Source organism: Xanthomonas sp. D-109, assembly GCF_017746095.1.
Classification (GTDB): domain Bacteria; phylum Pseudomonadota; class Gammaproteobacteria; order Xanthomonadales; family Xanthomonadaceae; genus Xanthomonas_A; species Xanthomonas_A sacchari.
This window is the reverse complement of record NZ_JAGHWV010000010.1, coordinates 193,493-216,505: the sequence shown is the minus strand read 5'-3', so window position 1 is coordinate 216,505 and position 23,013 is coordinate 193,493. Positions and strand designations below refer to the sequence as shown.

Annotated in this window: 15 protein-coding genes; 14 read left to right on the top strand and 1 reads right to left on the bottom strand. The window is 70.2% G+C overall.

Annotated elements, in window-relative coordinates; all coding sequences use genetic code 11:
• Positions 1-29: 29 nt before the first annotated feature.
• Positions 30-737, bottom strand: a complete 708-nt coding sequence (locus J7357_RS11440) for an AraC family transcriptional regulator (RefSeq protein WP_017911046.1) — start codon at positions 735-737, stop codon at positions 30-32.
• A gap of 172 nt (positions 738-909) precedes the next feature.
• On the opposite strand from J7357_RS11440, the gene J7357_RS11435 reads away from it, so the two are divergent.
• The 14 genes from J7357_RS11435 (at position 910) to J7357_RS11370 (ending at position 22,909) form a co-directional block, all read left to right on the top strand.
• Positions 910-1,851 (top strand): 4-hydroxyproline epimerase, encoded by a 942-nt coding sequence (locus J7357_RS11435; RefSeq protein WP_209246544.1) that lies wholly within the window; start codon positions 910-912, stop codon positions 1,849-1,851.
• Positions 1,848-2,948, top strand: coding sequence for an FAD-dependent oxidoreductase (locus J7357_RS11430; RefSeq protein ID WP_209246542.1), 1,101 nt, complete (start codon positions 1,848-1,850; stop codon positions 2,946-2,948). The genes J7357_RS11435 and J7357_RS11430 overlap by 4 nt, the downstream gene beginning before the upstream one ends.
• A complete protein-coding gene (locus J7357_RS11425) occupies positions 2,945-3,193 on the top strand; it encodes a (2Fe-2S)-binding protein (protein ID WP_010343411.1) in 249 nt (82 codons plus the stop codon). The genes J7357_RS11430 and J7357_RS11425 overlap by 4 nt, the downstream gene beginning before the upstream one ends.
• Positions 3,186-4,556: an FAD/NAD(P)-binding oxidoreductase gene (locus tag J7357_RS11420; RefSeq protein ID WP_209246540.1), complete on the top strand. Its 1,371-nt coding sequence runs from the start codon at positions 3,186-3,188 to the stop codon at positions 4,554-4,556. The genes J7357_RS11425 and J7357_RS11420 overlap by 8 nt, the downstream gene beginning before the upstream one ends.
• Positions 4,553-5,458 carry a dihydrodipicolinate synthase family protein gene (locus J7357_RS11415; RefSeq protein WP_209031823.1) on the top strand — a complete coding sequence of 302 codons (906 nt, stop codon included), beginning with the start codon at positions 4,553-4,555 and terminating at the stop codon, positions 5,456-5,458. Before J7357_RS11420 ends, J7357_RS11415 begins: the two co-directional genes overlap by 4 nt.
• A gap of 1 nt (position 5,459) precedes the next feature.
• Entirely contained in the window at positions 5,460-7,052 is a 1,593-nt protein-coding gene (locus J7357_RS11410) for an aldehyde dehydrogenase family protein (RefSeq protein ID WP_209246539.1), read from the top strand.
• Positions 7,049-8,257 carry a Xaa-Pro peptidase family protein gene (locus J7357_RS11405; protein WP_209246537.1) on the top strand — a complete coding sequence of 403 codons (1,209 nt, stop codon included), beginning with the start codon at positions 7,049-7,051 and terminating at the stop codon, positions 8,255-8,257. The genes J7357_RS11410 and J7357_RS11405 overlap by 4 nt, the downstream gene beginning before the upstream one ends.
• Positions 8,258-8,339: 82 nt before the next feature.
• Entirely contained in the window at positions 8,340-10,172 is a 1,833-nt protein-coding gene (locus J7357_RS11400) for a DUF885 family protein (RefSeq protein WP_209246535.1), read from the top strand.
• Positions 10,169-11,998, top strand: a complete 1,830-nt coding sequence (locus J7357_RS11395) for a DUF885 family protein (protein ID WP_209246533.1) — start codon at positions 10,169-10,171, stop codon at positions 11,996-11,998. The genes J7357_RS11400 and J7357_RS11395 overlap by 4 nt, the downstream gene beginning before the upstream one ends.
• Before the next feature lie 450 nt (positions 11,999-12,448).
• Entirely contained in the window at positions 12,449-14,020 is a 1,572-nt protein-coding gene (locus J7357_RS11390; RefSeq protein ID WP_209246531.1) for an APC family permease, read from the top strand.
• A 142-nt stretch (positions 14,021-14,162) separates the two neighbouring features.
• Positions 14,163-16,475 carry a S9 family peptidase gene (locus J7357_RS11385; RefSeq protein ID WP_209246529.1) on the top strand — a complete coding sequence of 771 codons (2,313 nt, stop codon included), beginning with the start codon at positions 14,163-14,165 and terminating at the stop codon, positions 16,473-16,475.
• A 457-nt stretch (positions 16,476-16,932) separates the two neighbouring features.
• The gene (locus J7357_RS11380) at positions 16,933-17,241 is read left to right on the top strand and encodes a flagellar basal body protein (protein ID WP_209246527.1); all 309 of its coding nucleotides are present in this window, start codon (positions 16,933-16,935) and stop codon (positions 17,239-17,241) included.
• Between the two features lie 139 nt (positions 17,242-17,380).
• The gene (locus J7357_RS11375; RefSeq protein ID WP_209246525.1) at positions 17,381-19,747 is read left to right on the top strand and encodes a Tat pathway signal protein; all 2,367 of its coding nucleotides are present in this window, start codon (positions 17,381-17,383) and stop codon (positions 19,745-19,747) included.
• Positions 19,748-20,080: 333 nt separating this feature from the next.
• Positions 20,081-22,909 carry a TonB-dependent receptor gene (locus tag J7357_RS11370; protein WP_209246523.1) on the top strand — a complete coding sequence of 943 codons (2,829 nt, stop codon included), beginning with the start codon at positions 20,081-20,083 and terminating at the stop codon, positions 22,907-22,909.
• The last annotated feature ends 104 nt before the right edge of the window (positions 22,910-23,013 follow it).

The window sequence follows — 23,013 nt, the reverse complement described above, 5'->3', positions numbered from 1 at the left end:
CCCATTCCCCATTCCCCATTCCCAGCTCTTCACAGCTTGCCCTTCATCGACCGGTAGTCGCGCGGGGTCATGCCCACGGTGGCCTTGAACTGGCGGGCGAAGGCGCTCTGGTCGGCGAAGCCGCACAGCTGGCCGATGCTGGCGATGCTGTCGTCGCCGTGCAGCAGGCGCATCGCCGCTTCGATGCGCATCTTGGTCAGCAACTGCTGCGGGGTCAGCTGGAACACGCGGCGGAAGTGCCGCTCCAGTTGCGCCACCGACAGCTCGGCCAGGTCGGCCAGGGTCTGCACGCGCAGGTTGTCGCCGTAGTGCGCCTGCATGTGTTCCATGGCGCGGCTGATGCGCTCGTAGGCGGAATGGCGGCTGTCCGGCTGGCCCAGGTCGCGGGAGATGCCGACCACGCCGATCACCTCCTCGCCCTCGCACAACGGGCGCTTGAAGGTCAGGCACCAGCCGGGGGTGCGGTTCGGGAACAGGTGCACTTCCAGCTGGTTCTCGATCACCTCGCCGCACAGCACCCGGCGGTCCTGCATCAGATAGCTGCCGCCCAGCGGCAGCGGGAACACGTCCGCGGCCGACTTGCCGATCAGGTCGGCGCGGTATTTCTTGCCCAGCCGCCGCACCAGGGTCAGGTTGACATGGGTGTAGCGGCCGTCGCGGTCCTTCACGAAGAACACCACGTCCGGCAGGGCGTCGAACAGCGTCTGCAGTTCCAGTGCCGAAATCAGAGTGTCCATGGCGTTCACCTGCGGAAGTGGGCGGCGGTGCGGGCGCGCCGCCGCGCGTCCCCTGAATGCCGATGCTAGCCTAAGTCGGCACCGGCGGGCGTCGCCGGGTTGTGCGAACTTCCGCATTGGCGACAGGCAAACGCTGCTAGCCGGCGGCGGTGCCGAATGTGAGCATGGCTCCATGCATACACTCGATGTCATCGACTCGCACAGCGCCGGCGAACCGACCCGTGTCGTCGTCTCCGGCTTCCCCGATCTGGGAACCGGTTCCCTGGCCGAGCGCCGGGAGCTGTTCCGCACGCGCTTCGACGCCTGGCGCAGCGCCATCGCCTGCGAGCCGCGCGGCTCGGACACCATGGTCGGCGCACTGCTGCTGCCGCCGGTGGCCGCCGATGCCTGCGCGGCGGTGATCTTCTTCAACAACGTCGGCTACCTGGGCATGTGCGGCCACGGCACCATCGGCCTGGTGCGCACGCTGGCCGAGCTGGGGCGGCTGAGCGCGGGCACGCACCGCATCGAGACGCCGGTGGGCACGGTCGGTGTGGAGCTGCACGCCGACGGCCGCGTCTCGGTCGACAACGTCGAGAGCTACCGCCATGCCACCGGCGTCGAAGTGCAGGTGCCCGACTATGGGCGCGTGCGCGGCGACGTGGCCTGGGGCGGCAACTGGTTCTTCATCACCCAGCAGACGCCATGCGCGCTGGAGCTGCGCCACCAGCGCGCGCTGACCGCCTACACCGAGGCGGTGCGGCTGGCGCTGGAGGCGGCGGGCATCCGCGGCGCCGACGGTGGCGAGATCGATCACATCGAGATCAACGGGCCGGCGCCGGACGCCAGCGCCGATGCGCGCAACTTCGTGCTGTGCCCGGGCCTGGCCTACGATCGGTCGCCGTGCGGGACCGGCACCAGCGCCAAGCTGGCGTGCCTGGCCGCCGACGGCAAGCTGGCGCCGGGCCAGGTGTGGCGGCAGCAGGGCATCCTCGGCAGCGTGTTCGAGGGCAGCTACACCGTCGGTGCGCGCGGGGTACTGCCGCGCATCACCGGGCAGGCCTACATCACTGCGCGCGCGCAGTTGCTGATCGATCCGCAGGATCCGTTCGCCTGGGGCATCGGCGCCGCATGAGCGGTTTCGACCTGATCGTCGTCGGCGCCGGCATCGTCGGCGCGGCCTGCGCCGATGCGGCGGCGGCCGCCGGCCTGCGCGTGGCGATCGTCGAGTCGGGCAGCATCGGCGGCGGTTCCACCGCCGCGGCGATGGGGCATCTGGTGGCGATGGACGACGATCCGGCGGAACTGGCGCTGTCGGCGTATTCGCTGCGGTTGTGGGAAGAATTCGCGCCGCTGCCGGAGGCCGAGTTCAGCCGTTGCGGCACGCTGTGGGTGGCGCGGCAGGCGCGCGAACTGGAGGCGATTCCGGCCAAGATCCAGCGCCTGGCCGCGGCCGGCGTCCACGCCGAAGCGCTCGATGCGCAGCGCTTGTATCAGCTTGAGCCGGCGCTGGTGCCGGGCCTGGCGGGCGGCATGCGCGTGGCCGCCGAGGCGGTGGTGTATCCGCCGCGGATGGCGCGCTACCTGGTCGAGCGCGCCTGCGCCGCCGGTGCGCGGCTGTACGCCGGGCGTCGCGCCACTGCGCTGGCCGATGCCGGCGTGCGCCTGGACGACGGCAGCGTGCTGCATGGCCCGGTATTGGTCGCCACCGGCTGCGCGGTGTCGGAGCTGTTGCCGGAACTGCCGATGCGCGCGCGCAAGGGGCAACTGGTGATCACCGACCGCTACCCGGGTTTCGTCGCCCATCAATTGCTGGAACTGGGCTATGCCGACAGCGCGCACGGCAGCGACGGCAGCAGCGTGGCGTTCAACGTGCAGCCGCGGCCGACCGGGCAACTCCTGATCGGCTCCTCGCGCGAATTCGATGCGACCGACCGCGCGGTGTCGATGCCGATGCTGCAACGGATGCTGGAGCGCGCCTTCGCGTTCCTGCCCGGCCTGCGGCAATTGCAGGCGATCCGGGTGTGGACCGGGCTGCGTCCGGCCACGCCGGACGGGCGCCCGTACCTGGGCGCGGTGCCGGAGCGGCGCGACGTGTGGGTCGCGGCCGGCCACGAGGGCCTGGGCGTGACCACCGCGCTGGGCAGTGCGCGCCTGCTGCTGGACCAGTTGCTGCAGCGGCCCGCGGCGATCGACCCGGCGCCTTACGCGCCGGCGCGGGCGCTGGCATGAGCGCGCGCATGCTGCGCCTGCAGGTCGACGGCCGCGATGTCGAAGTGCTCGACGGCAGCAGCGTGGCCGCGGCGGTGGCGCAGGTCGCCACGCATTTCCGCCGCTCGCGCAGCGGCCAGCCGCGCGCGCCGCTGTGCGGCATGGGCGTGTGCGCCGAGTGCCGGGTGCGCATCGACCGCGTCGGTCAGTTGCGCGCCTGCATCACCCCGGCGCGCGACGGCATGCAGGTGTGGACCGATGGCTGAGCCGCGCACCCATTACGACGTGCTGGTGATCGGCGCCGGCCCGGCCGGGCTGGCGGCGGCGCTGGCGGCGGCCGGACATGGCCGCCGGGTCGGCCTGGTCGATCTGCAGGCGCGTGCCGGCGGGCAGATCTGGCGCCACGACGTGGCGCAGGCGCCGCCGCGCCTGGCCGCGCGCACGCTGGCGCAGCTGGCGGCCAGCGCCGTGACCTTTCTGCCGCAGACCCAGGTGCTGCTGGCGCAGGACCGGCAACTGCTCACCGATGGACCCGATGGCGCGCGCTGGCTGGGCTACGACGCGCTGGTGCTGGCCACCGGCGCGCGCGAATTGCTGTTGCCGTTCCCGGGCTGGACCCTGCCCGGGGTGACCGGGGCAGGTGGCGCCCAGGCGCTGGCCAAGCAGGGCTGGCCGCTGACCGGGCGGCGCGTGCTGGTCGCCGGCAGCGGGCCGCTGCTGCTGGCCTCGGCGGCGACGCTGCATCGCCACGGCGCGCAGGTGCTGGGCATCGTCGAACAGGCGCCGTGGCGCGCGCTGGCCGCGTTCGCTGCGCAGCTGCCGCTGCGCTGGCCGGACAAGGCGCTGCAGGCGCTGGCGCTGCGCACGCAACTGGCCGGGGTCGGCTACCACGCCGACAGCGTGGTGCTGGCTGCGTATGGCGAGGGCCGCGTGCAGGAGGTGGAGATCGACGGCCCGCGCGGCCGCCGCCGTCTCGCCTGCGATCAACTGTCGGTGGGCTACGGCCTAGTGCCGAACGTGGAACTGGCGCAACTGCTGGGCTGTCGCCTGGGCCGCAGCGGCGCGCATCCGTGCGTGGCGGTGGATGCGCAACTGCGCACCAGCGTCGACGGCGTGTACGCCGCCGGCGAGGCGCTGGGCATCGGCGGGCGCGATTGCGCGCGGGTGGAAGGTGCCATCGCCGGCCATCTGGCCGCCGGCCAGGATGCAGCTGCGCAGGCGCTGCAATCGCAGCGACGCCGCGCGCGTGCCTTCGCCGCGCTGCTGCAGCGGCAGTTCGCGCTGGATCCGCGCATCCATGCGCTGGCCGCGCCGGATACCCTGGTGTGCCGCTGCGAGGACGTGCCGCTGTCCGCGCTGCAGGGCCATGCCGACCTGCGCGACGCCAAGCTGGCCTCGCGCTGCGGCATGGGCGCCTGCCAGGGCCGCATCTGCGGCAGTGCGCTGACCGAACTGGGGCTGGCCGCGCGCGCCGCCGATTTCTCCGACGACGGCCGCCGGCCGCCGCTGTTCCCGGCGCGTCTGGACGCGCTGGCCCATCCTTGTCCGGATACCGGTCCGGACGCTGCTTCCGCCGCGCCCTCGCGCGCGGCCTCCCTTCGCAACTCTCCACAAGGTGTACTTCCATGAGCAAGGCTTCCTTCTGGTACGGCGTGCTGCCGGCCATCACCACCCCGTTCAACGCCGACGGCAGCATCGACCACGCGTTCCTGGCCAAGCATGCCCAGCTCATGGTCGACGCCGGCTGCACCGCGATCGTGCCGCTGGGCTCGCTGGGCGAAGCGGCCACGCTGAGCTTCGACGACAAGCTGGCGATCCTGAAGACCCTGGTGCAGGCGGTCGACGGCCGCATCCCGGTGGTGCCGGGTATCGCCGCGCTGTCCACCGACGAGGCCGTGCGCCTGGCGCAGGCGGCCAAGCAGGTCGGCTGCGGCGGCATCATGGTGCTGCCGCCGTACGTGTATTCCACCGACTGGCGCGAAATGGGCGCGCACATGCGCGCGGTGATCGCCGCCACCGACCTGCCGGCGATCCTGTACAACAACCCGATCGCCTACAAGACCGACTTCAGCCCGGCGCAGATCGCCGAACTGGCGGCCGAGTTCCCGAACCTGCAGGCGGTGAAGGAATCCTCGGGCGACGTGCGCCGCTTCGCCGCGCTGGGCGAGCTGCTCGGCGACCGCCTGGTGCTGCTGGTGGGCATGGACGATGCGATCGTCGAAGGCCTGAGCATGGGCGCCAAGGGCTGGATCGCCGGCCTGGTCAACGCGTATCCGAAGGAGTCGGTGAAGCTGTTCGAGCTGGCCCGCGACGGCGGCTACCCGGCGGCCAAGGCGCTGTACGACTGGTTCCTGCCGCTGCTGCGCCTGGACACCGTGCCCAAGTTCGTGCAGCTGATCAAGCTGGTGCAGGAGAAGGTCGGCCTGGGCAGCGAGCGCGTGCGCGCGCCGCGGCTGGTGCTGGAAGGCGCCGAGCGCGAGGCCGCATTGAAGGTCATCGACCACGCCATCGCCACCCATCCCGGGCACTGAGATGAGTACGCAACCGCTGTTGCTGGCCGGCCATTGGCAGGCCTCGCTGGAAGAGCGCGGCAGTTTCCGCGCCGAGGATCCGCGCGACGGAAGCGAGTTCGGCCCGTCGTTCCCGATCAGCGGCGCCGCCGATCTGGAAGCGGCGCTGAGCGCGGCGGCGCTGAGCGCCGATGCGCTGGCCGCGGCCGCGCCGGAACGCATCGCCGGGTTCCTGGATGCGTATGCGGACGCGATCGACGCCGACGTCGAGCGGCTGGTGGCGCTGGCGCATGCCGAAACCGGCCTGCCGGTGGAGCCGCGCCTGGCCAAGGTGGAACTGCCGCGCGCCAGCGGGCAGCTGCGCCAGGCCGCGCAGGCAGTGCGCAGCCACAGCTGGGCGCAGCCGGTGATCGACACCGCGGCGGGCCTGCGCGCGCAGCTGGGGCCGCTGCACAAGCCGGTGCTGGTGTTCGGCCCGAACAATTTTCCGTTCGCGTTCAACGCGGTGGCCGGCAGCGATTTCGCCTCGGCCATCGCCGCGCGCAATCCGGTCATCGCCAAGGCGCATCCCTCGCATCCGGCCACCAGCCAGCGCCTGGCCCAGCTCGCGCATCAGGCGCTGCTGGCGCATGACCTGCCGGCGGCGACGGTGCAGTTGCTCTACCACTTCGACAGCACGCTGGGCCTGGAGCTGGCCGGCGATCCGCGGCTGGGCGCGATCGGCTTCACCGGCAGCCGCGCCGGCGGGCTGGCGCTGAAGGCCGCCGCCGACCGCGCCGGCGTGCCGGCCTACGTCGAGCTGTCCAGCGTCAATCCGGTGTTCCTGCTGCCGGGCGCGCTGGCCGAACGCGGCGCGGCGCTGGCGCAGGAGTTCTTCGCCTCCTGCACCATGGGCAGCGGCCAGTTCTGCACCAACCCGGGCATCGTGGTGGTGCCCGAGGGCGAGGCCGGCGATGCCTTCGTCGTCGCGGCCACCGCGCATTTCGCCGCGGCTGCGCCGGCGCTGCTGTTCTCGCGCGGCGTGCTGGAGCATCTGCAGCGCAGCGTGGGTACGCTGCGCGATGCCGGCGCCACGGCGCTGGCCGGTGGCGAGGCCGACAAGGGTCCCGGCTATCGGCATGCGCCGACCTTGCTGGAAGTGTCGGCCGAGGCCTTCCTGCAGCAGCCCGAGGCGCTGCAGACCGAGGCGTTCGGCCCGGTCAGCCTGATCGTGCGCGGCGGCGGGTTGGGGCAGTTGACCGCCCTGGCGCGCAGCTTCGAGGGCAATCTCACCGGCACGCTCTATCGCGCCGCAGATGGCAGCGACGACATGGCCTTCGCCGCGCTGGCCGCGGCGTTGCGTCCGCGGGTCGGTCGCCTGATCTGCAACAAGATGCCGACCGGCGTGGCGGTGAGCCCGGCGATGAACCATGGCGGCCCGTATCCGAGCACCGGCCATCCGGGCTTCACGGCGGTCGGCATGCCCGCGGCGATCCGCCGCTTCGCCGCGCTGCACAGCTACGACGGCGTGCCCGACGCGTTGCTGCCGCCGTTGCTGCGCGATCGCAATCCCGGCGGCGTGCAGCGCTTGATCGACGGCTGCTGGAGCATTGCCGACGTGGAGCCGCGCGCATGAGCGAGCAGGCCCAGATCGGCGGCTTGACCCTGGAGCAGGCGCACGCACAACTGGCGCCGTGGCCGCATCGCGCGCCGGCAATCCAGCAGCAGGAGTACCGGCAGCGCCTGGCCAACGCGCGTGCGTTGATGCGCGCGCACGGCGCCGACGCGTTGCTGATCGGTGCCGGCGCTTCGTTGCGCTACTTCACCGGCGTGCCGTGGGGCGCCAGCGAGCGCCTGGTGGCGATGCTGCTCACCGCCGAAGGCGATCCGCTGCTGATCTGCCCGGCGTTCGAGGAAGGCTCGCTGGACGCGGTGCTGTCGGTGCCGGTACGCAAGCGCCTGTGGCAGGAACACGAGGATCCGCACGCGCTGGTCGCCGAGGCCTTGCTGGAACTGGACGCGCAGAGCCTGGCGCTGGACCCGGGCGTGGCCTTCGCGGTGCACACCGGGCTGACGGCGGTGCTGGGCCGGATCGCGATCCGCGATGCCGCGGCGATCGTCGACGGCTGCCGCATGCGCAAGTCGCCGGCGGAGCTGGCGCTGATGCAGCAGGCCTGCGACATGACCCTGCAGGTGCAGCGTCTGGCTGCCGGGCTGATCCGCGAGGGCATCACCACCGCGGAACTGACCCGTTTCATCGACCAGGCGCACCGCGCGCTCGGCGCCGACAACGGCTCGACCTTCTGCATCGTGCAGTTCGGCCACGCCACCGCGTATCCGCACGGCATTCCCGGCGTGCAGGCGCTGCGCCCGGGCGAGCTGGTGCTGATCGATACCGGCTGCACGGTGCAGGGCTACCACTCCGACATCACCCGCACCTACATCTTCGGCGAACCCAGCGAGAAGCAGCGACGCATCTGGCAACTGGAGCACGACGCGCAGGCGGCGGCCTTCGCCGCGGTGCGGCCGGGCGTGGCCTGCGCCGTGGTGGACGAGGCCGCGCGCAAGGTGCTGCAGCGCGCCGGGCTCGGCCCGGACTACCAGTTGCCGGGGCTGCCGCATCGCACCGGCCACGGCTGCGGCATGAGCATCCACGAGGCGCCATACCTGGTGCGCGGAAATGCGCTGGCGCTGGCCCCGGGCATGTGCTGCAGCAACGAGCCGATGATCGTGGTGCCGGGCGAGTTCGGCGTGCGCCTGGAGGATCATTTCTACGTCACCGAGGACGGCGCGCAGTGGTTCACGCCGCCGTCGCCGGCGATCGACCGGCCGTTCGCCTGATGCGCAGGGCGGCCACCTGCCACGTTTGTGCGGCGGCCGCCGCGGTGTGTCACGGGCGCATGTCGCCCTGCGGAGTTCCACGATGAAGCACATCCGTCTGCCCGTCGTCGGCATGCTGGCGCTGGCCCTGCTGAGCGCCTGTCAGCCGTCGGCACCGTCGGCGCCTTCCACGCCAGCGGCGACGGCGCCGGGCAAGGCGAGCACCTCGCCATCGCAGGCCTTCGCCGCGCTGCTCGATGCGCAGTGGCAGTACCAGCTCGAACACCATCCCGAGTTTGCCAGCATCATCGGCGACAGCCGCTACAACGACCGTTGGACCGACTATTCGCCAGCCGCGTTGGAAGCCGAACGCCAGGCGACCGTCGGGTTCCTGGCGCGCTTCGATGCGGTCGATGCCAAGGCGCTGTCGGCGCAGGAGCAGTTGAGCCTGCAGATGATGCAGCGGCAGTTGCGCGACCGGCTGGAGGCGATCGCGCTGAAGAACGACGAGATGCCGCTGGAGCCGGTCGGCGGCATCCAGGTGGCGCTGCCGGGCTATGCGCAGGCGTTTCCGTTCGCCAGCGTCAAGGACTACGAGGACTACATCAAGCGCCTGCAGGCGATTCCGGCGCTGCTCGACCAGGTGGTGGCGCTGTCGCGCGCCGGCGCCAAGGACGGGTTGGTGCAGCCGAAGTACCTGCTCGAGCGCATTCCCGCGCAGGTGCGCGAGATCGCCGCGCCGGCCGGTGCCGACAGTCCGTTCGCGCTCCCGCTGCAGCAGTTCCCCGCAGCAGTGCCGGAGGCCGAGCGGCCGCGGCTGCGCGCGGCGATGATCGCGGCGATCGACCAGCAGGTGCGGCCGGCCTATCGCAAGCTCGCCGACTTCGTCGCCGATGAGTACGCGCCGCAGGGCCGCGTCCACGAAGGCCTGTGGTCGCTGCCCGATGGCGCGCGCCGCTACCGCTATGCGATCCACACCCAGACCACCACCGATCAGTCGCCCGAGCAGATCCACCAGACCGGCCTGGCCGAGGTCGCGCGCATCGAGGGCGAGATGGGCGTCATCGCCAAGCAGCTCGGCTACGCCGACCTGCCGGCATTGCGCCAGGCGGTGGCCCATGACCGCAAGTTCTTCGCCAGTTCGTCCGAGCAGATCCTGCAGCGCTACCGCGACGACATCGCGCAGATGCAGCCGCAGTTGCCCAAGCTGTTCGGCACCTTGCCGAAGACGCCGCTGGAGGTGCGCGCGATGCCCGCGTTCCGCGCCACCGCGCCCGGTGCCGAGTACTGGCAGAGCGATGCGCAGGGCAGCAAGCCGGGGCTGGTGATGGTCAACACCAGCGATTACGCGCACCGTACCCTGGTCAACATCGAAGCCACCGCCTACCACGAGGGCGTGCCCGGTCATCACCTGCAGATCTCGCTGGCACAGACCCTGCCGCTGCCGCCGTTCCGCCAGCAATCCAGCTACAACGCCTATGTGGAAGGCTGGGCGCTGTACGCCGAGCGGCTGGGCAAGGAGGTGGGCTTCTACCGCGATCCGTACAGCGATTACGGCCGCCTGGCCGGCGAACTGCTGCGCGCCAACCGGCTGGTGCTGGATACCGGCGTCCACTACAAGCGCTGGACGCGGCAGCAGATGATCGACTTCTTCCACGCGCATCCGTCCGACGACGAGCCCAGCATCCAGGCCGAGACCGACCGCTACATCGTCTGGCCGGGCCAGGCGCTGGGCTACAAGCTCGGCGAACTGGACATCCTGGCGCTGCGCGAGAAGGCCAAGCGCGCGCTGGGCGATCGTTTCGACATCCGCGCCTTTCACGATGCCATCCTCGGCGGCGGCGCGATGCCGCTGGACCTGCTGGACGCGCGCATCGACGCCTGGATCGCCCAGGTCCAGGCCGGCGCTCCCGCCACTTCGGAGACTTCGCGATGACCGCTCATTCCCGACTGCGCACCGCGCTGGCCCTGGCCATCGCCTGCACCCTGGCCTGGCAGGGCGCCGCCCATGCCGCGCCGGCAAAGACCGCGGCGGCAGCGGCCGCCGCGCCTGCCGACGATGCCGGTGCGCGCTTCAAGGCGCTGTACCAGCGCGAGTGGAAATGGCGCCAGGAGCAATTCGCCGGTGCCGACGACGAAGACGCGCAAGGGCAGGCGGCCGATCACCTGCCCAAGGTCGACCCGGCCACCCAGGCGCAGCGCACCGCGTACTGGCAGCAGGTGCTGCGCGACCTGGACGCGATCGACCCGACGCAGCTGTCGGCGCAGGACCAGGTGAACTACCAGGTCTATCGCCAGCAGTTGCAGGTGCTGCTCGACCAGCAGCGTTTCCGCGTCTGGGAAATGCCGTTCAACAGCGACTCCGCGTTCTGGAGCGACCTGGGATTCACTGCGCGCGCCACCCTGCGCAACCGCGAGGACTACCAGCGCTACCTCGGGCAGCTTGCCGACATCCCGCGCTACTTCGACGAGCAGATCGCCAACATGCGCGCCGGCCTGGCGCGCGGTTTCGCCCAGCCCGGCGTGATCCTGCAGGGCCGCGACCAGTCGATCGCCGAGGTCGCGCAGGCGCCGGGCGAGACCAATCTGTTCTACACCCCGTTCAAGCAGATGCCGGCGACGATCCCGGCGCCGTTGCAGGCGCAGTTGCGCGCGCAGGCGCGCACGGCGATCGCCCAGCAGGTGGTCCCGGCCTACGCCAAGCTGCTGCGTTTCATGCGCGAGGAATACCTGCCCAAGGCACGCCCGGCGCTGGCCGCCGAGTCGATGCCCGACGGCGCGGCGTACTACCGCGCGCAGATCCGCGAATACACGACGCTCGATCTCAGCCCCGAGCAGATCCACGCGGTGGGGCTGAAGGAAGTGGCGCGGCTGCGCAAGGAGATGGACCAGGCGATCGTCGACAGCGGCTTCAAGACCCCGCCCGGGCAGCAGACCTTCCCGGCGTTCCTGCACTACCTGCGCACCGATCCCAAGTTCTACGCCAAGACCCCGGAGGAACTGCTCAAGGACGCGGCGTGGATCGCCAAGCGCGTGGACGGCAAGATCGGCGACTACATCGGCCGGCTGCCGCGGCAGCGCTTCGCGATCGAGCCGGTGCCGGCGGACCTGGCGCCGTTCTACACCGGCGGCCGCGGTGGCCCCGGCATCTACCTGGTCAACACCTACGATCTGCCGTCGCGGCCGCTGTACAACCTCGCTGCGCTGACCCTGCACGAGTCCTCGCCGGGTCATGCGCTGCAGATGCCGTTGGCGGCCGAGCAGGACAACCTGCCGGATTTCCGCCGCTACACCTTCATTTCCGCCTATGGCGAGGGCTGGGCGGTGTACTCGGAATACCTGGGGCAGGAGATGGGGATGTACGACACCCCGTACGACCGCTTCGGCTACCTGACCTACCAGATGTGGCGCGCGTGCCGGCTGGTGATCGATACCGGCATCCATCACGACGGCTGGACGCGGGAACAGGCGCAGGCGTTCCTGCGCGACAACACCGCGCTCAGCGAGCACGAGGTGACCACCGAGGTCGACCGCTACATCGCCTGGCCCGGACAGGCGCTGTCGTACTACCTGGGCGAACTGAAGATCCTGGAGCTGCGGCGCAAGGCGGAGCAGGCACTGGGCGAGAAGTTCGACATCCGTGCGTTCCATGACGCGGTGCTGGAGACGGGCTCGGTGCCGCTGCCGGTGCTGGAGCAGCGCATCGACCGGTTCATTGCCGAGGGTGGGAAATCGCCTTGGTCGAAGGAGGGGGCGAAGTAATAGCCCTTCTCCCTCCGGGGCGAAAGGGCACGGTTTGCGCGCCACTGGCGCGCGTGCCCTTGAGCGCCCGCGCCGCAAGCGCGGGCCGGGGCGCGGAGCGGGGGATTGGGGTGAGTTCGGGCGCGAAGCGCTTGGGGTGTTTCAACTGCAAGAGGCTTCGCCCGACCCTCATCCGCCCCTTCGGGGCACCTTCTCCCGGAGGGAGAAGGGAGCAATAAGCCCCTCTCCCCCCGGGAGAGGGGTTGGGGTGAGGGTAGGGCGCGAAGCGCATGCGGTGTTTCAGCTGCACGAGGCTTCGCCCGGACCCTCATCCGCCCCTTCGGGGCACCTTCTCCCGGAGGGAGAAGGGAAACGCCGAGCCCCTCTCCCTCCGGGAGAGGGGTTGGGGTGAGGGTACGGAACGCCGCAGATCATCGAATCACCAGTGACACCAATCCAGCGGGAGACGCCATGGCCGCACAAGGCAAGTTCCACAAGCGTTTGAGCCTCACCGATCTGACCTTCATCGGGTTGGGCTCGATCTTCGGTTCCGGTTGGCTGTTCTCGGCCAGCCACGTCTCGGCGATCGCCGGGCCGGCCGGCATCGTCTCGTGGATCGCCGGCGGCGTGGCGGTGCTGCTGCTGGGGCTTGTGTACTGCGAACTGGGCGCCGCGTTGCCGCGTGCCGGTGGCGTGGTGCGCTACCCGGAGTACTCGCACGGTGTGCTGCTCGGCTGGCTGATGGGCTTCATCACTTTGATCGCCTTTTCCAGCCTGATCGCGATCGAGGTGGAAGCGGCACGGCAATACGCCGCAGCGTGGTTCCCCTGGCTCAACCAGGCCGGCAGCACCCATCCCAGCGTCGCCGGCTGGCTGCTGCAGCTGGCGCTGCTGGTCGCGTTCTTCCTGCTCAACTACTACAGCGTCAAGACCTTCGCCACCGCCAACAACATCGTCAGCGTGTTCAAGTTCCTGGTGCCGGTGCTGGTGATTGTGCTGTTGATGGCGCATTTCGATGCGCGCAACCTGCACGTGCAGGGCTTCGCGCCGTTCGGTGCGGCCGGGGTGGAGGCGGCGATCTCCGCCGGCGGCATCATCTTCGCCTACCTGGGGCTCACGCCGATCGTGTCGGTGGCCAGCGAGGTGCGCGATCCGCAGCGCAACATCCCGATCGCGCTGATCCTGTCGGTGGCGCTGTCCACGGTGATCTACGTGCTGCTGCAGCTCGCCTTCCTCGGCGGGGTGCCGGCGCAGCACCTGGCCAACGGCTGGGGCGGCATCGACAAGGCGTTCTCGCTGCCGTACCACGACATCGCCCTGGCGCTGGGCATGGGCTGGCTGGCGGCGCTGGTGATCTGCGACGCGATGATCTCGCCCAGCGGCACCGGCAACATCTACATGAACGCCACGCCGCGGGTGGTCTACGGCTGGGCGCGCAGCGGCGGGTTTATGCCGGCGCTGACCAAGGTGGACGCCGCCTCCGGCATCCCGCGCCCGGCGCTGTGGCTGAGCCTGGGCCTGTCGGTGTTCTGGACCCTGCCGTTCCCCTCGTGGGAGGCGCTGATCAACGTGGTGTCGGCGGCGCTGGTGCTGAGCTATGCGGTGGCGCCGGTGACCGTGGCCGCGTTGCGGCGCAGCGCGCCGGAGCTGCCGCGGCCGTTCCGGCTGCGCGGCATGGCGGTGCTCGGGCCGCTGTCGTTCATCGTCGCAGGCCTGATCGTGTATTGGTCGACCTGGAGCACGCTGTCGTGGCTGCTCGGCCTGCAGATTGCGATGTTCGCGCTGTACGTGCTGTACCGCCTGCCCAACGCGGCCGGCCGCGCACGGCTGTGGCGGCAGGTGCGCGGCGTGCTGTGGCTGATCGTGTTCTTCGCGCTGGTGCTGATGGTGTCGCGCCTGGGCACCTTCGGCGGCAGCGGCTGGATCGCGCATCCCTGGGACACGCTGTGCGTGGCCGCGATCGCGCTGGGCTGCTACCACTGGGGCGCGCGCAGCGGCCTGCGTCCGGAGGAACTGGCACTGGAAGAAGACGACGGGGAATAGCCCGTCGCGTGTGTGGGTGTACGAAGAAGCGGCGCTTGTCCCCTTTGTTGTGATTGGTTGCGACAGGCGTTATCGGGAACGCCCGTCGCGGCTAAAGCCGCTCCTACGGGAAACAGCGTGTCATGAAATTTTTGGAAACCGCATGAACAAGTTCGTCGTATCGATCGTCATGGCACTGGCGTGCTGCGCCGGCGCCGCCCACGCTGCGCCCAGCGTCGCCGACTACCAGCGCTCGCTGGGCCTGCGGGAGGCCTGGATCGGCCTGACCGAGAACGTGACCTGGCCGGCGCAGTGGCGGGACGATGGTGCGTTCTACTATCGCAAGACCGTGCCGGGCGGCTTCGCCTTCGTGGTCGAGGACGTGGCCAGCCAGCGCAAGCAGCCGGCGTTCGACCAGCAGCGGCTGGTACGCGCGCTGGGCGCGGCGACCGGCACCGACTATGCGGCGCTGCGCCTGCCGTTCGTGCGTTTCGCCTACGTCGCCGAGGGCGGCCGGCCGCAGGCGGCGATCGCCTTCGAGCTCGACGAACTGCCGTGGCGCTGCACCCTCACCACCTACGTCTGCGCGCGCGCCGACAGCGGTCCGCAGCCGCGGCCGCGCGGCTTCGGCGTGGTGCGCGATCTCAGCGTGCCGGCCGACGCCACCCCCCGGCGCTCGCCGGACGGACGCTGGGACGCCTATGTCGACGGCAACGCGGTAATGCTGCGCGCGGTGGCCGACGGGCACACGCTGCGCCTGGCCGACGATGGCCGCAGCGACGATTTCTACGATCCGGAAACGATTGCCTGGTCGCCGGATTCGCAGCGGCTGGCGTTGTACCGGGTGAAGCCTGGCTTTCCCCGCCGCGTCACCCGGGTGGAGGCGGCGCCGCCCGGCGGCGGCCAGCCGATCGTGCGCACGCAGTTGTATCCCAAGCCCGGCGATGCGGTGGACATCGAGCGACCGGTGCTGTTCGACCTGGGCGCTTGGGCGCGCGGCGGCGCGCCCAAGCGCCTGCCCATCGACGACGCCTTGTTCGCCAACCCGTACCAGCTCTCGCCGATCCAGTGGCGACGCGACAGCGCCAGTTTCGTGTTCGATTACGTGCAGCGCGGCTTCCAGCGCATGCGCGCGATCGCGGTGGACGCGGCCACGGGCCAGGCGCACGTGGCGGTGGGCGAGGACGCCAAGACCTTCGTGTACGCCGACCGCAGCTACCACCACGATGTCGATGGCCTGGGCCAGGAGATCCTGTGGATCTCCGAGCGCGATGGCTGGCGCCACCTGTACCTGTTCGACGGTGCCAGCGGCCGGATCAAGACGCAGATCACCAAGGGCGAGTGGATCGTGCGCGACGTGCTGCGCGTGGACGATGTGCAGCGGCGCATCTGGTTCACCGCCAGCGGCATGGATGCGGGCAAGGATCCGTACTACCGGCAATTGTTCGCGGTGGATTTCGACGGCGGCCACCTGACCCGGCTCACCGAGAGCGATGCCGACCACGACGTGGCCATCGCCGACGACGGCCGTCACTACGTGGACGTGTACTCGCGTCCGGACATGGCGCCGGTGATGGAACTGCATGCCATCGACGGGCGGCTGCTGCAGGTGGTGGAACGCGGCGACATCCGCAAGCTGCAGGCCGCCGGCTGGCGCGCGCCGCAGACCTTCGTCGCCAAGGGCCGCGACGGCAAGACCGACATCTGGGGCATGGTGGTGCGGCCGCGCGACTACGACCCGCACAAGAAGTATCCGGTGATCGAGAACATCTACGCCGGTCCGCACGATTCCTTCGTGCCCAAGACCTTCTGGCCGTTCGGCTACCACTCCGGCGGCGACAAGCAGATCGGCATGCAGGCGCAGGCCGACCTGGGCTTCATCGTGGTGATGATCGACGGCATGGGCACCGCCAACCGCTCCAAGGCCTTCCACGACGTGGCCTGGAAGAACCTCGGCGATTCCGGTTTCCCCGACCGCATCGCCTGGCACAAGGCACTGGCTGCGCAGGATCCGTCCTACGACATCGGCCGCGTCGGCATCTACGGCGCGTCGGCCGGCGGACAGAGCACGCTGGGCGCGTTGGAGCGGCATCCGGACTTCTACAAGGTCGGCGTGGCCTATGCGGGCTGCTACGACAACCGCATGGACAAGATCAGCTGGAACGAGCAGTGGATGGGCTGGCCGGTGGACGCCAGCTATGCACGCGCCTCCGGCGTGGACAATGCGGCCAAGCTGCGTGGCAACCTGTTGCTGATCGTCGGCGAGCAGGACAGCAACGTCGACCCGGCCTCGACCGGGCAGGTGGTGGACGCGCTGATCAAGGCCAACAAGGACTTCGACCTGCTGGTCGTGCCCGGCGGCGAGCACACCGTCGGCCGCTCCACCGGCCCCATCGACTATGTGCAGCGTCGCCAGTACGACTTCTTCGTGCGGCATCTGTTGGGGGAGCCGACGCCGGCGTGGAATCGGTTGTAGGTGGGGTCGGGATTTGGGATTGGGGATTGGGGATTCGTAGAGGCGCGGTGGTTCCTGTTCCTTCGGGACTCGCGTTTTTCCTTCTCCCTCCGGGAGAAGGTGCCCCGTAGGGGCGGATGAGGGTACGGGTAGGCACTGGCGTTTCGGACGCATCGCGGCGCCGTACCCTCACCCCAACCCCTTTCCCGAGGGGAGAGGGGCTTTGTTTTTCCCTTCTCCCCTCGGGAGAAGGTGCCCCGCAGGGGCGGATGAAGGTACGGGCGTAGCCTCGTGCAGCCGAACTACCTCACGCGCTTCGCGCCCCGACCCTCACCCCAACCCCTCTCCCGGAGGGAGAGGGGCTTTGGCTATCGGCGTCATGGGCCGCTCTTTCGAATCCCCAATCCCCAATCCCCGCACTAAAGCCCCCGCCAACTCCGCCGATAACCCGGCAAGTCTCCCTGCGCCTCGACCCGCCATGACCACCATCGCTGCCAGTTCCTCGATCGCGCTGTCCGGCATGCGCGCCGCGACGTCCGGCTTGCAGGTGCGCGCCAACAACATCGCCAATCTCGCCACCGACGGGTTCCAGCGTTCGGTGCCGGTGAACCAGGCGAGCGCCGGTGGTGGCGTGGTCGGCCAAGTGCAGCAGGCCGACGGGCAAGGCAGCGATCTGGTCGACGACATGGTCGGCACGCTGACCGAGCGCACCGCGTTCCAGGCCAATGCGCGGGTGCTGCGAGCGGCCGACGACAGCATCGGCAGCCTGCTCGACGTGCTCGCCTAGGCCGTTGCGTTCCCGCAACGCAACATCGCCGCGACCTCGCGGCTGTGCGATTTTCCGCATCCATCCTCGGCACAGCGCACAAGACGCTGCGGCGCGCGCAGCGCACGATGCGACGATCGCATTGCATCGGGGACGGTAGATGGATCGGAGAGATTTCCTGCGTCAGGGCCTGGCCGTCGGCGCGGTCGCTGGCGTGGAAGCGCTGGCCGGGCGTGCCGCCGCGGCACCCACAGCGGCCAGCGCCGCGCGTGCGCCCGCACCGCCGCAACTGCAGCCGCTGGCGGCCGACGCGCTGGCCGGGCACACCCTGCAATGTCGTTTCGTCGAGGCCGGTGCGACTTGGGAGGTGTACGAAGACCTGCGCCAGCCCGACGGCGATCTGACCCTGTGCGGTCCGGGTGGGGCGCTGGTGCTGGGCAAGCGCACCGAAGCGGTGTTCCCGGCCGCGCAGGCGCCGTATTTCGGCATGGCCCTGGCCGAGGTGGCGATGGCCGATGCCGACCTGCTCGCCGATCGCCTGCTGCGCGACGGCGACCCCCGCGCCGACGAGGTGCGCGACGTGGCGCCGCCGCCGGCCTCGCAACTGGATCCCAAGGACTACAACGGACGCCTGCCGTGGACCACCTTCGTCGGTACCCGCGAATGCGCCGACACCATGCCGGTGTACCCGGACGGGCGCACCCGCTGCTACCGCGCGATCCAGACGTTCCCGGAGCTGGGCAAGGACGAGCTGGTGCGGCGCCGCAGCGAAGGCCTGCTCGGCGGCTGGATGCCGGCGGTGCGCAAGGTGGTGCCGGCCGGCGAGGGCCGCTACTACGACATCCTGCTGTTCGCCGACGTGCTGGCCGAGGACCGCTTCGTGGTGCAGACCTGGCACCGCAGCGCGCTGGTCGAGCACGGCAAGGTCAGCAAGGTGGTGTACGGCTACAGCTATCCCGACTACCCGCCGCGGCGCGGCCCGCGCAGCGCCGAGGATTTCTACCGCGGCCTGCTCGCCTTCGCCGGCTACTGGCAGGCGCAGCTCGCCGACACCGTGCAGGCGCAGACTCCGGATGCGAGCTGGCGCGACATGGCGCGCTTCGCCTTCGCCCGCGAACTGGTGGTGCGCCCGGGCGGCACCTATCCCAAGTACGGTGCGGTGGACCGCGACTACTACGGCAACGAGTACGACGGCTTCCAGGACACCTTCACCAGTTCGCTTTACGCCAACCTGGAGTGGGGCCGCTTCGCCCAGGCCGCAGCGGTGCTGGACGGCTATTTCAGCGATTTCGTGCAGGCCGATGGCATGGTCAACATGCGCGGCCCGGAGACCGGCCAGTTCGGGCTGACCCTGTCGCTGCTGGCGCGCTACCTGCGCTACACCGGCGATGCCGCGCTGCTGCGCAAGCACCGCGACAAGATCGCCGCCACCGCGCAGGTGCTGGTCGAGCTGCACGACGCCAGCCTGCGCCTGCCGGCATCGGCACCGGGGCATGGCCTACTCCACGGCTGGAACGAATCCGATGCCTGCCTGTTCCCCGATCCGCAGGTGTGGTGGAAGCCGTACTACGCCAACAGCGCGCTGACGGTGCGCGGCTGGCAGGACCTGGCGGCGGTGTGGAGCGGCATCGCCGGGCCCGGCGGGCAGGCCGCCGCGGCGCAATGGCAGCGCCGTGCGCAGCAACTCTCGGCGCAGCTGCTGCGCACGCTGCGTGGCAACATCCGCCGCGATCTGCAGCCGCCGTACATCGGCCCGCTGCCGGGGGTGAAACTGACGTTCCGCCAGTCGCTGCAGCAGGAGCATCCCAGCGAGCAGGGCTGGCCGCACCGCGCCTATGCCGAACTGCTGCAGGCCGACGTGCTGCCCGACGACCTGGCGCACCTGGTCATCGACTGCGTGCGCGGCCACGGCGGCACCAGCCTCGGTGTGGTCGGCAACATCACCGCGCCGACCCCGGAGGCGCGCGACCTGCTTGGCTTCATCTCCTACGGCTACGCGCAGCAGTTGCTGCGCCTGGACCGGATCGAGGAATACCTGCTGTTCCTGTACGCGCACCGCTTCCACGTGCATACCCGCGGCAGCTGGACCGCGGGCGAGGTCAGCGGCATCACCGGCGGCATGCCGCTGTTCTGCATCCCCGCGCAGCTGACCGTCCCGCTGCTGCTGCGCTGGATGCTGGTGTTCGAGGACAGCGCCGGCGAGGAGCTGTTCCTGGCGCGGGCGGTGCCGCGCGACTGGCTGGGCAGCGGCGAGACGATCGCGATCGACGCGGCGCCGACGCGCTGGGGCAGGGTGTCGCTGGCGCTGCACGCGGATCCGGCGCGCAAGCGCATCGACGGCAGCGTGACGCTGCCGGCGCAGCGGCCGGCACGCACCTGGCTGACCCTGCGGGTGCCGGCCGGCACCCGCCTGCAGGAAGTGCGGCTGGACGGGCAGCTGGCGGCGCTGTCCGGGCCGCGCAACGAGCGCGTGCTGGTGCCGGCCGGCAGCGCGGCGACGGTGGCGATTTCGGCCGTCTACGGCTGAGTGGCGAAAAAGTCGGAAACGTCCCGCCGGCCTGCGGGGCAGTGCGGTATTCCGCACGTTTTCCCGATAAATACGACAAGACGCCGCGCGCGTCCTACGCGCACATTGTGACCGTGCAGTGAATGTCCAGGGGGAGATTCATTGCACGTCACCGGGGACGCAGCGCATGGGTCGTGCGCGTCGCCGTGCAGGCGGCGTCGGGATCGTCCCGTCCGGCGGCGCATGCGTGGACACGTCCGTTTTCGTATCCGCCACACGCGCTGGCGACGGGGCGCCCGCCTGGGGAAGGGCGGCGCTCCGACGAACGCCAGGCTGCCGCTCAGGAGATTTCCGATGCCGTCTTTGCTCGAACGCGTTGCGCCGCTGCTCCCGTGTTCCTGGCGCGCCGCGCCGCAGCCCGGTCCGCTGGCCGCGGCCATCTGCACCGCCCTGGCCCTGCTCGCGCCGGCAGCGCAGGCGCAGGAGGCGCAGACCCAGGACACCCAGGCGACCACCCTGGAACGCATCAGCGTCACCGGCAGCCACCTGCGCCGCGTCGATGCGGAGACCGCCAGCCCGGTCATCACCATCGACCGCCAGCGCATCGAAGACAGCGGCCAGGACACCCTCGGCCAGTTGCTGCAGCAACTGCCGGCGATGGCCGGCAACATGCCCAACGTCTCGCTCAATTCCGGCTTCAGCCATGGCCGGGCGCTGGTGTCGCTGCGCAACCTCGGCCCCGAGCGCACCCTGGTGCTGGTCAACGGCCACCGCATGGCCGGGCCGGCCAGCAGTGTCTCGGCCGCGCCCGGCGTGGACGTCAACGCGATTCCGGCGGCGATGGTCGAGCGCATCGAGGTGCTCACCGACGGCGCCTCGTCGGTGTACGGCTCCGACGCCATCGCCGGCGTGGTCAACATCATCCTCAAGGACAAGTACGACGGCTTCGCCGCCACCGCCGATTACGGCCTGAGCACGCACGGCGACGGCAACCGCCGCTCGCTCGGGCTGGAGTGGGGCAAGACCTGGGAGCGCGGCGGGCTGATCCTGGGGGTGAGCCGCAGCTCGATGAACGCGCTGTACGACAGCGATCGCGACTATGCGCGCACCGCGCAAAACTACCTCAACGGCCAGGTGGTCGAACGCCGCGGCAACGGTACCCGCGCCTTCCTCAGCAACGGCAGCGTGCTGACACCCAACGCCGACCTGCCGCCGGGCCAGGTCACCGCCAGCGACTTCCACACCTACAGCCAGGCGGTGGAAGGCTACAACTCCTACACCGGGCAGTACCTGATCACCCCGGTGCAGCGCACCAACGCCTCGGCGCACGCCAGTTTCGACTTCACCCCGAACGTGCAGGGTTACCTGGACATGTTCTGGACCCGCAGCGAGACCACCTCGCAGCTCACCGCCTACGGCCTGGAACTGCCCAACGCCGCGCAGAACTACTACAACCCCTTCGGCAGCCAGCTCACCCGCTATCTGCTGCGCTCGGTGCCGGCCAACACCCGCGTCTACACCTCGACGATGTACCAGACCAACATCGTCGCCGGGTTGCGCGGCAAGTTCGGCGACAGCAGCTGGCAGTGGGACGCGGCGGCCGGCTACGCGCACTACAAGGACACCCTGGTGCGCAACGGCTTCTCCATCACCTCGGCGCTGAACAACGCGGTCGGCGCCTCGTTCCGCGACACCGACGGCACCATCAAGTGCGGCACGCCCGGCAATGTCATCGCCGGCTGTACCCCGATCAACGTGTTCAACCCGGACGATCCGGCCACCATCGCCGCCATCAAGGCCACCCAGAGCGCGGTCGACCTGATCGACGAGAGCACGATGAAATTCGCCGAGGCCAGCGTCAACGGCGATCTGTTCGCGATGCCGGCCGGTGCGGTGCAGGCCGCGTTCGGCCTGTCGTTCCGCAAGAACGGCTTCTCGCAGGGCACCAGCAACCCGGTGGCGGCGGCCGATGCGGAAGGCAACTGCGACTACAACGACGGTTGCATCATGAACCAGGGCCACGACGAGACCATCAAGGAGGCCTACGCCGAAGTGCTGGTGCCGCTGCTCAAGGGCGTGACCGGCGCGCAGGCGCTGAACCTCAACCTGGGCACGCGCTACTCGCGCTACGACTACTGGGGCAGCACCACCAACAGCAAGGTGGCGCTGGAATGGCGGCCGATCGACAACCTGCTGATCCGCGCCACCGGCTCGCAGGTGTTCCGCGCGCCGGCGCTGGGCGATCTGTACGGCTCGCCGTTCAACGGCGTGGTCGACGACGCCGGGACCTACACCGATCCGTGCAACGGCTACACCGGCGGCGGCAATCCCGCGGCCTGCGCCAACGTGCCGACCAACGGCAGCTTCGTCAACAGCTCGTCCTTCACCGTGCTCACCACCGGCTCGGCCAACGCGGGCTTTGCGATCAAGCCCGAGCAGGGCCGCTCCTACAACATCGGCGCGGTGTACGACCCGGGCTGGGCCGAGGGCCTGTCGTTGAACCTGGACAGCTGGCGCGTCACCCTGGACGACATGATCAACGGCACCGGCCTGGATCAGGTGCTGCAGAACTGCTACGACGGCCAGAGCGCCTATTGCCCGCTGATCAAGCGCGGCCCCACCGGGCAACTGGTCAGCGTCACCGTGCCGTTCGCGATCAACAGCGGCAAGGTCGACATCCGCGGCGACGACGTCGGCATCAAGTACGCCTTGCCGGAGACGGCCTGGGGCCGCTTCCGCGCCGGCGTCGATGCCACCTACCTGTCCAGCTACAAGTTCAGCGGCGATCCGCACAACTACGTGGGCGAACAATCCAGCTACGGCAACATGCCGCGCTGGCGCGCCAACTTCACGCTCGACTGGGACAACGGCCCCTGGCACGCGAGCTGGAACACGCGCCTGATCGGACGCACTACCGTCGGCAGCGCCTACGAGGACTTCTGCGTCAACACCGCCGCCGACGGCAGTTGCGTGTACTTCCCGGTCGGCACGGTGACCTATCACGACGCCAGCGTGAGCCGGAAGTTCGAGAGCCTGCATACCACCCTGGCGCTGGGCGTGAACAACCTCGGCAATCGCACGCCGCCGCGCTACTACGGCTACGCCAGTGCGGCCAACACCGATGCGTTCACCTACGACACGCTGGGGCGTTACTTCTGGGCGCGGATCAGGACCGAGTTTTGAGTCGCATGCCTGTCCCCGGTGGCGCCGCGTCGCGTATGCGGCGCGGCGCTGCCGTTCTCCTGGTTGGCCTGTCGTTCGCTGCGACTGCGGTGGCGGCGTCAGCC

Bases quoted from the DNA above. Each gene is read 5' to 3' on its own strand.
- J7357_RS11415 (WP_209031823.1), top strand. From the start codon at position 4,553: ATGAGCAAGGCTTCCTTCTGGTACGGCGTGCTGCCGGCCATCACCACC.
- J7357_RS11440 (WP_017911046.1), bottom strand. From the start codon at position 737: ATGGACACTCTGATTTCGGCACTGGAACTGCAGACGCTGTTCGACGCC.
- J7357_RS11430 (WP_209246542.1), top strand. From the start codon at position 1,848: ATGAGCGGTTTCGACCTGATCGTCGTCGGCGCCGGCATCGTCGGCGCG.
- J7357_RS11410 (WP_209246539.1), top strand. From the start codon at position 5,460: ATGAGTACGCAACCGCTGTTGCTGGCCGGCCATTGGCAGGCCTCGCTG.
- J7357_RS11400 (WP_209246535.1), top strand. From the start codon at position 8,340: ATGAAGCACATCCGTCTGCCCGTCGTCGGCATGCTGGCGCTGGCCCTG.
- J7357_RS11385 (WP_209246529.1), top strand. From the start codon at position 14,163: ATGAACAAGTTCGTCGTATCGATCGTCATGGCACTGGCGTGCTGCGCC.
- J7357_RS11380 (WP_209246527.1), top strand. From the start codon at position 16,933: ATGACCACCATCGCTGCCAGTTCCTCGATCGCGCTGTCCGGCATGCGC.
- J7357_RS11370 (WP_209246523.1), top strand. From the start codon at position 20,081: ATGCCGTCTTTGCTCGAACGCGTTGCGCCGCTGCTCCCGTGTTCCTGG.
- J7357_RS11375 (WP_209246525.1), top strand. From the start codon at position 17,381: ATGGATCGGAGAGATTTCCTGCGTCAGGGCCTGGCCGTCGGCGCGGTC.
- J7357_RS11390 (WP_209246531.1), top strand. From the start codon at position 12,449: ATGGCCGCACAAGGCAAGTTCCACAAGCGTTTGAGCCTCACCGATCTG.
- J7357_RS11405 (WP_209246537.1), top strand. From the start codon at position 7,049: ATGAGCGAGCAGGCCCAGATCGGCGGCTTGACCCTGGAGCAGGCGCAC.
- J7357_RS11395 (WP_209246533.1), top strand. From the start codon at position 10,169: ATGACCGCTCATTCCCGACTGCGCACCGCGCTGGCCCTGGCCATCGCC.
- J7357_RS11420 (WP_209246540.1), top strand. From the start codon at position 3,186: ATGGCTGAGCCGCGCACCCATTACGACGTGCTGGTGATCGGCGCCGGC.
- J7357_RS11425 (WP_010343411.1), top strand. From the start codon at position 2,945: ATGAGCGCGCGCATGCTGCGCCTGCAGGTCGACGGCCGCGATGTCGAA.
- J7357_RS11435 (WP_209246544.1), top strand. From the start codon at position 910: ATGCATACACTCGATGTCATCGACTCGCACAGCGCCGGCGAACCGACC.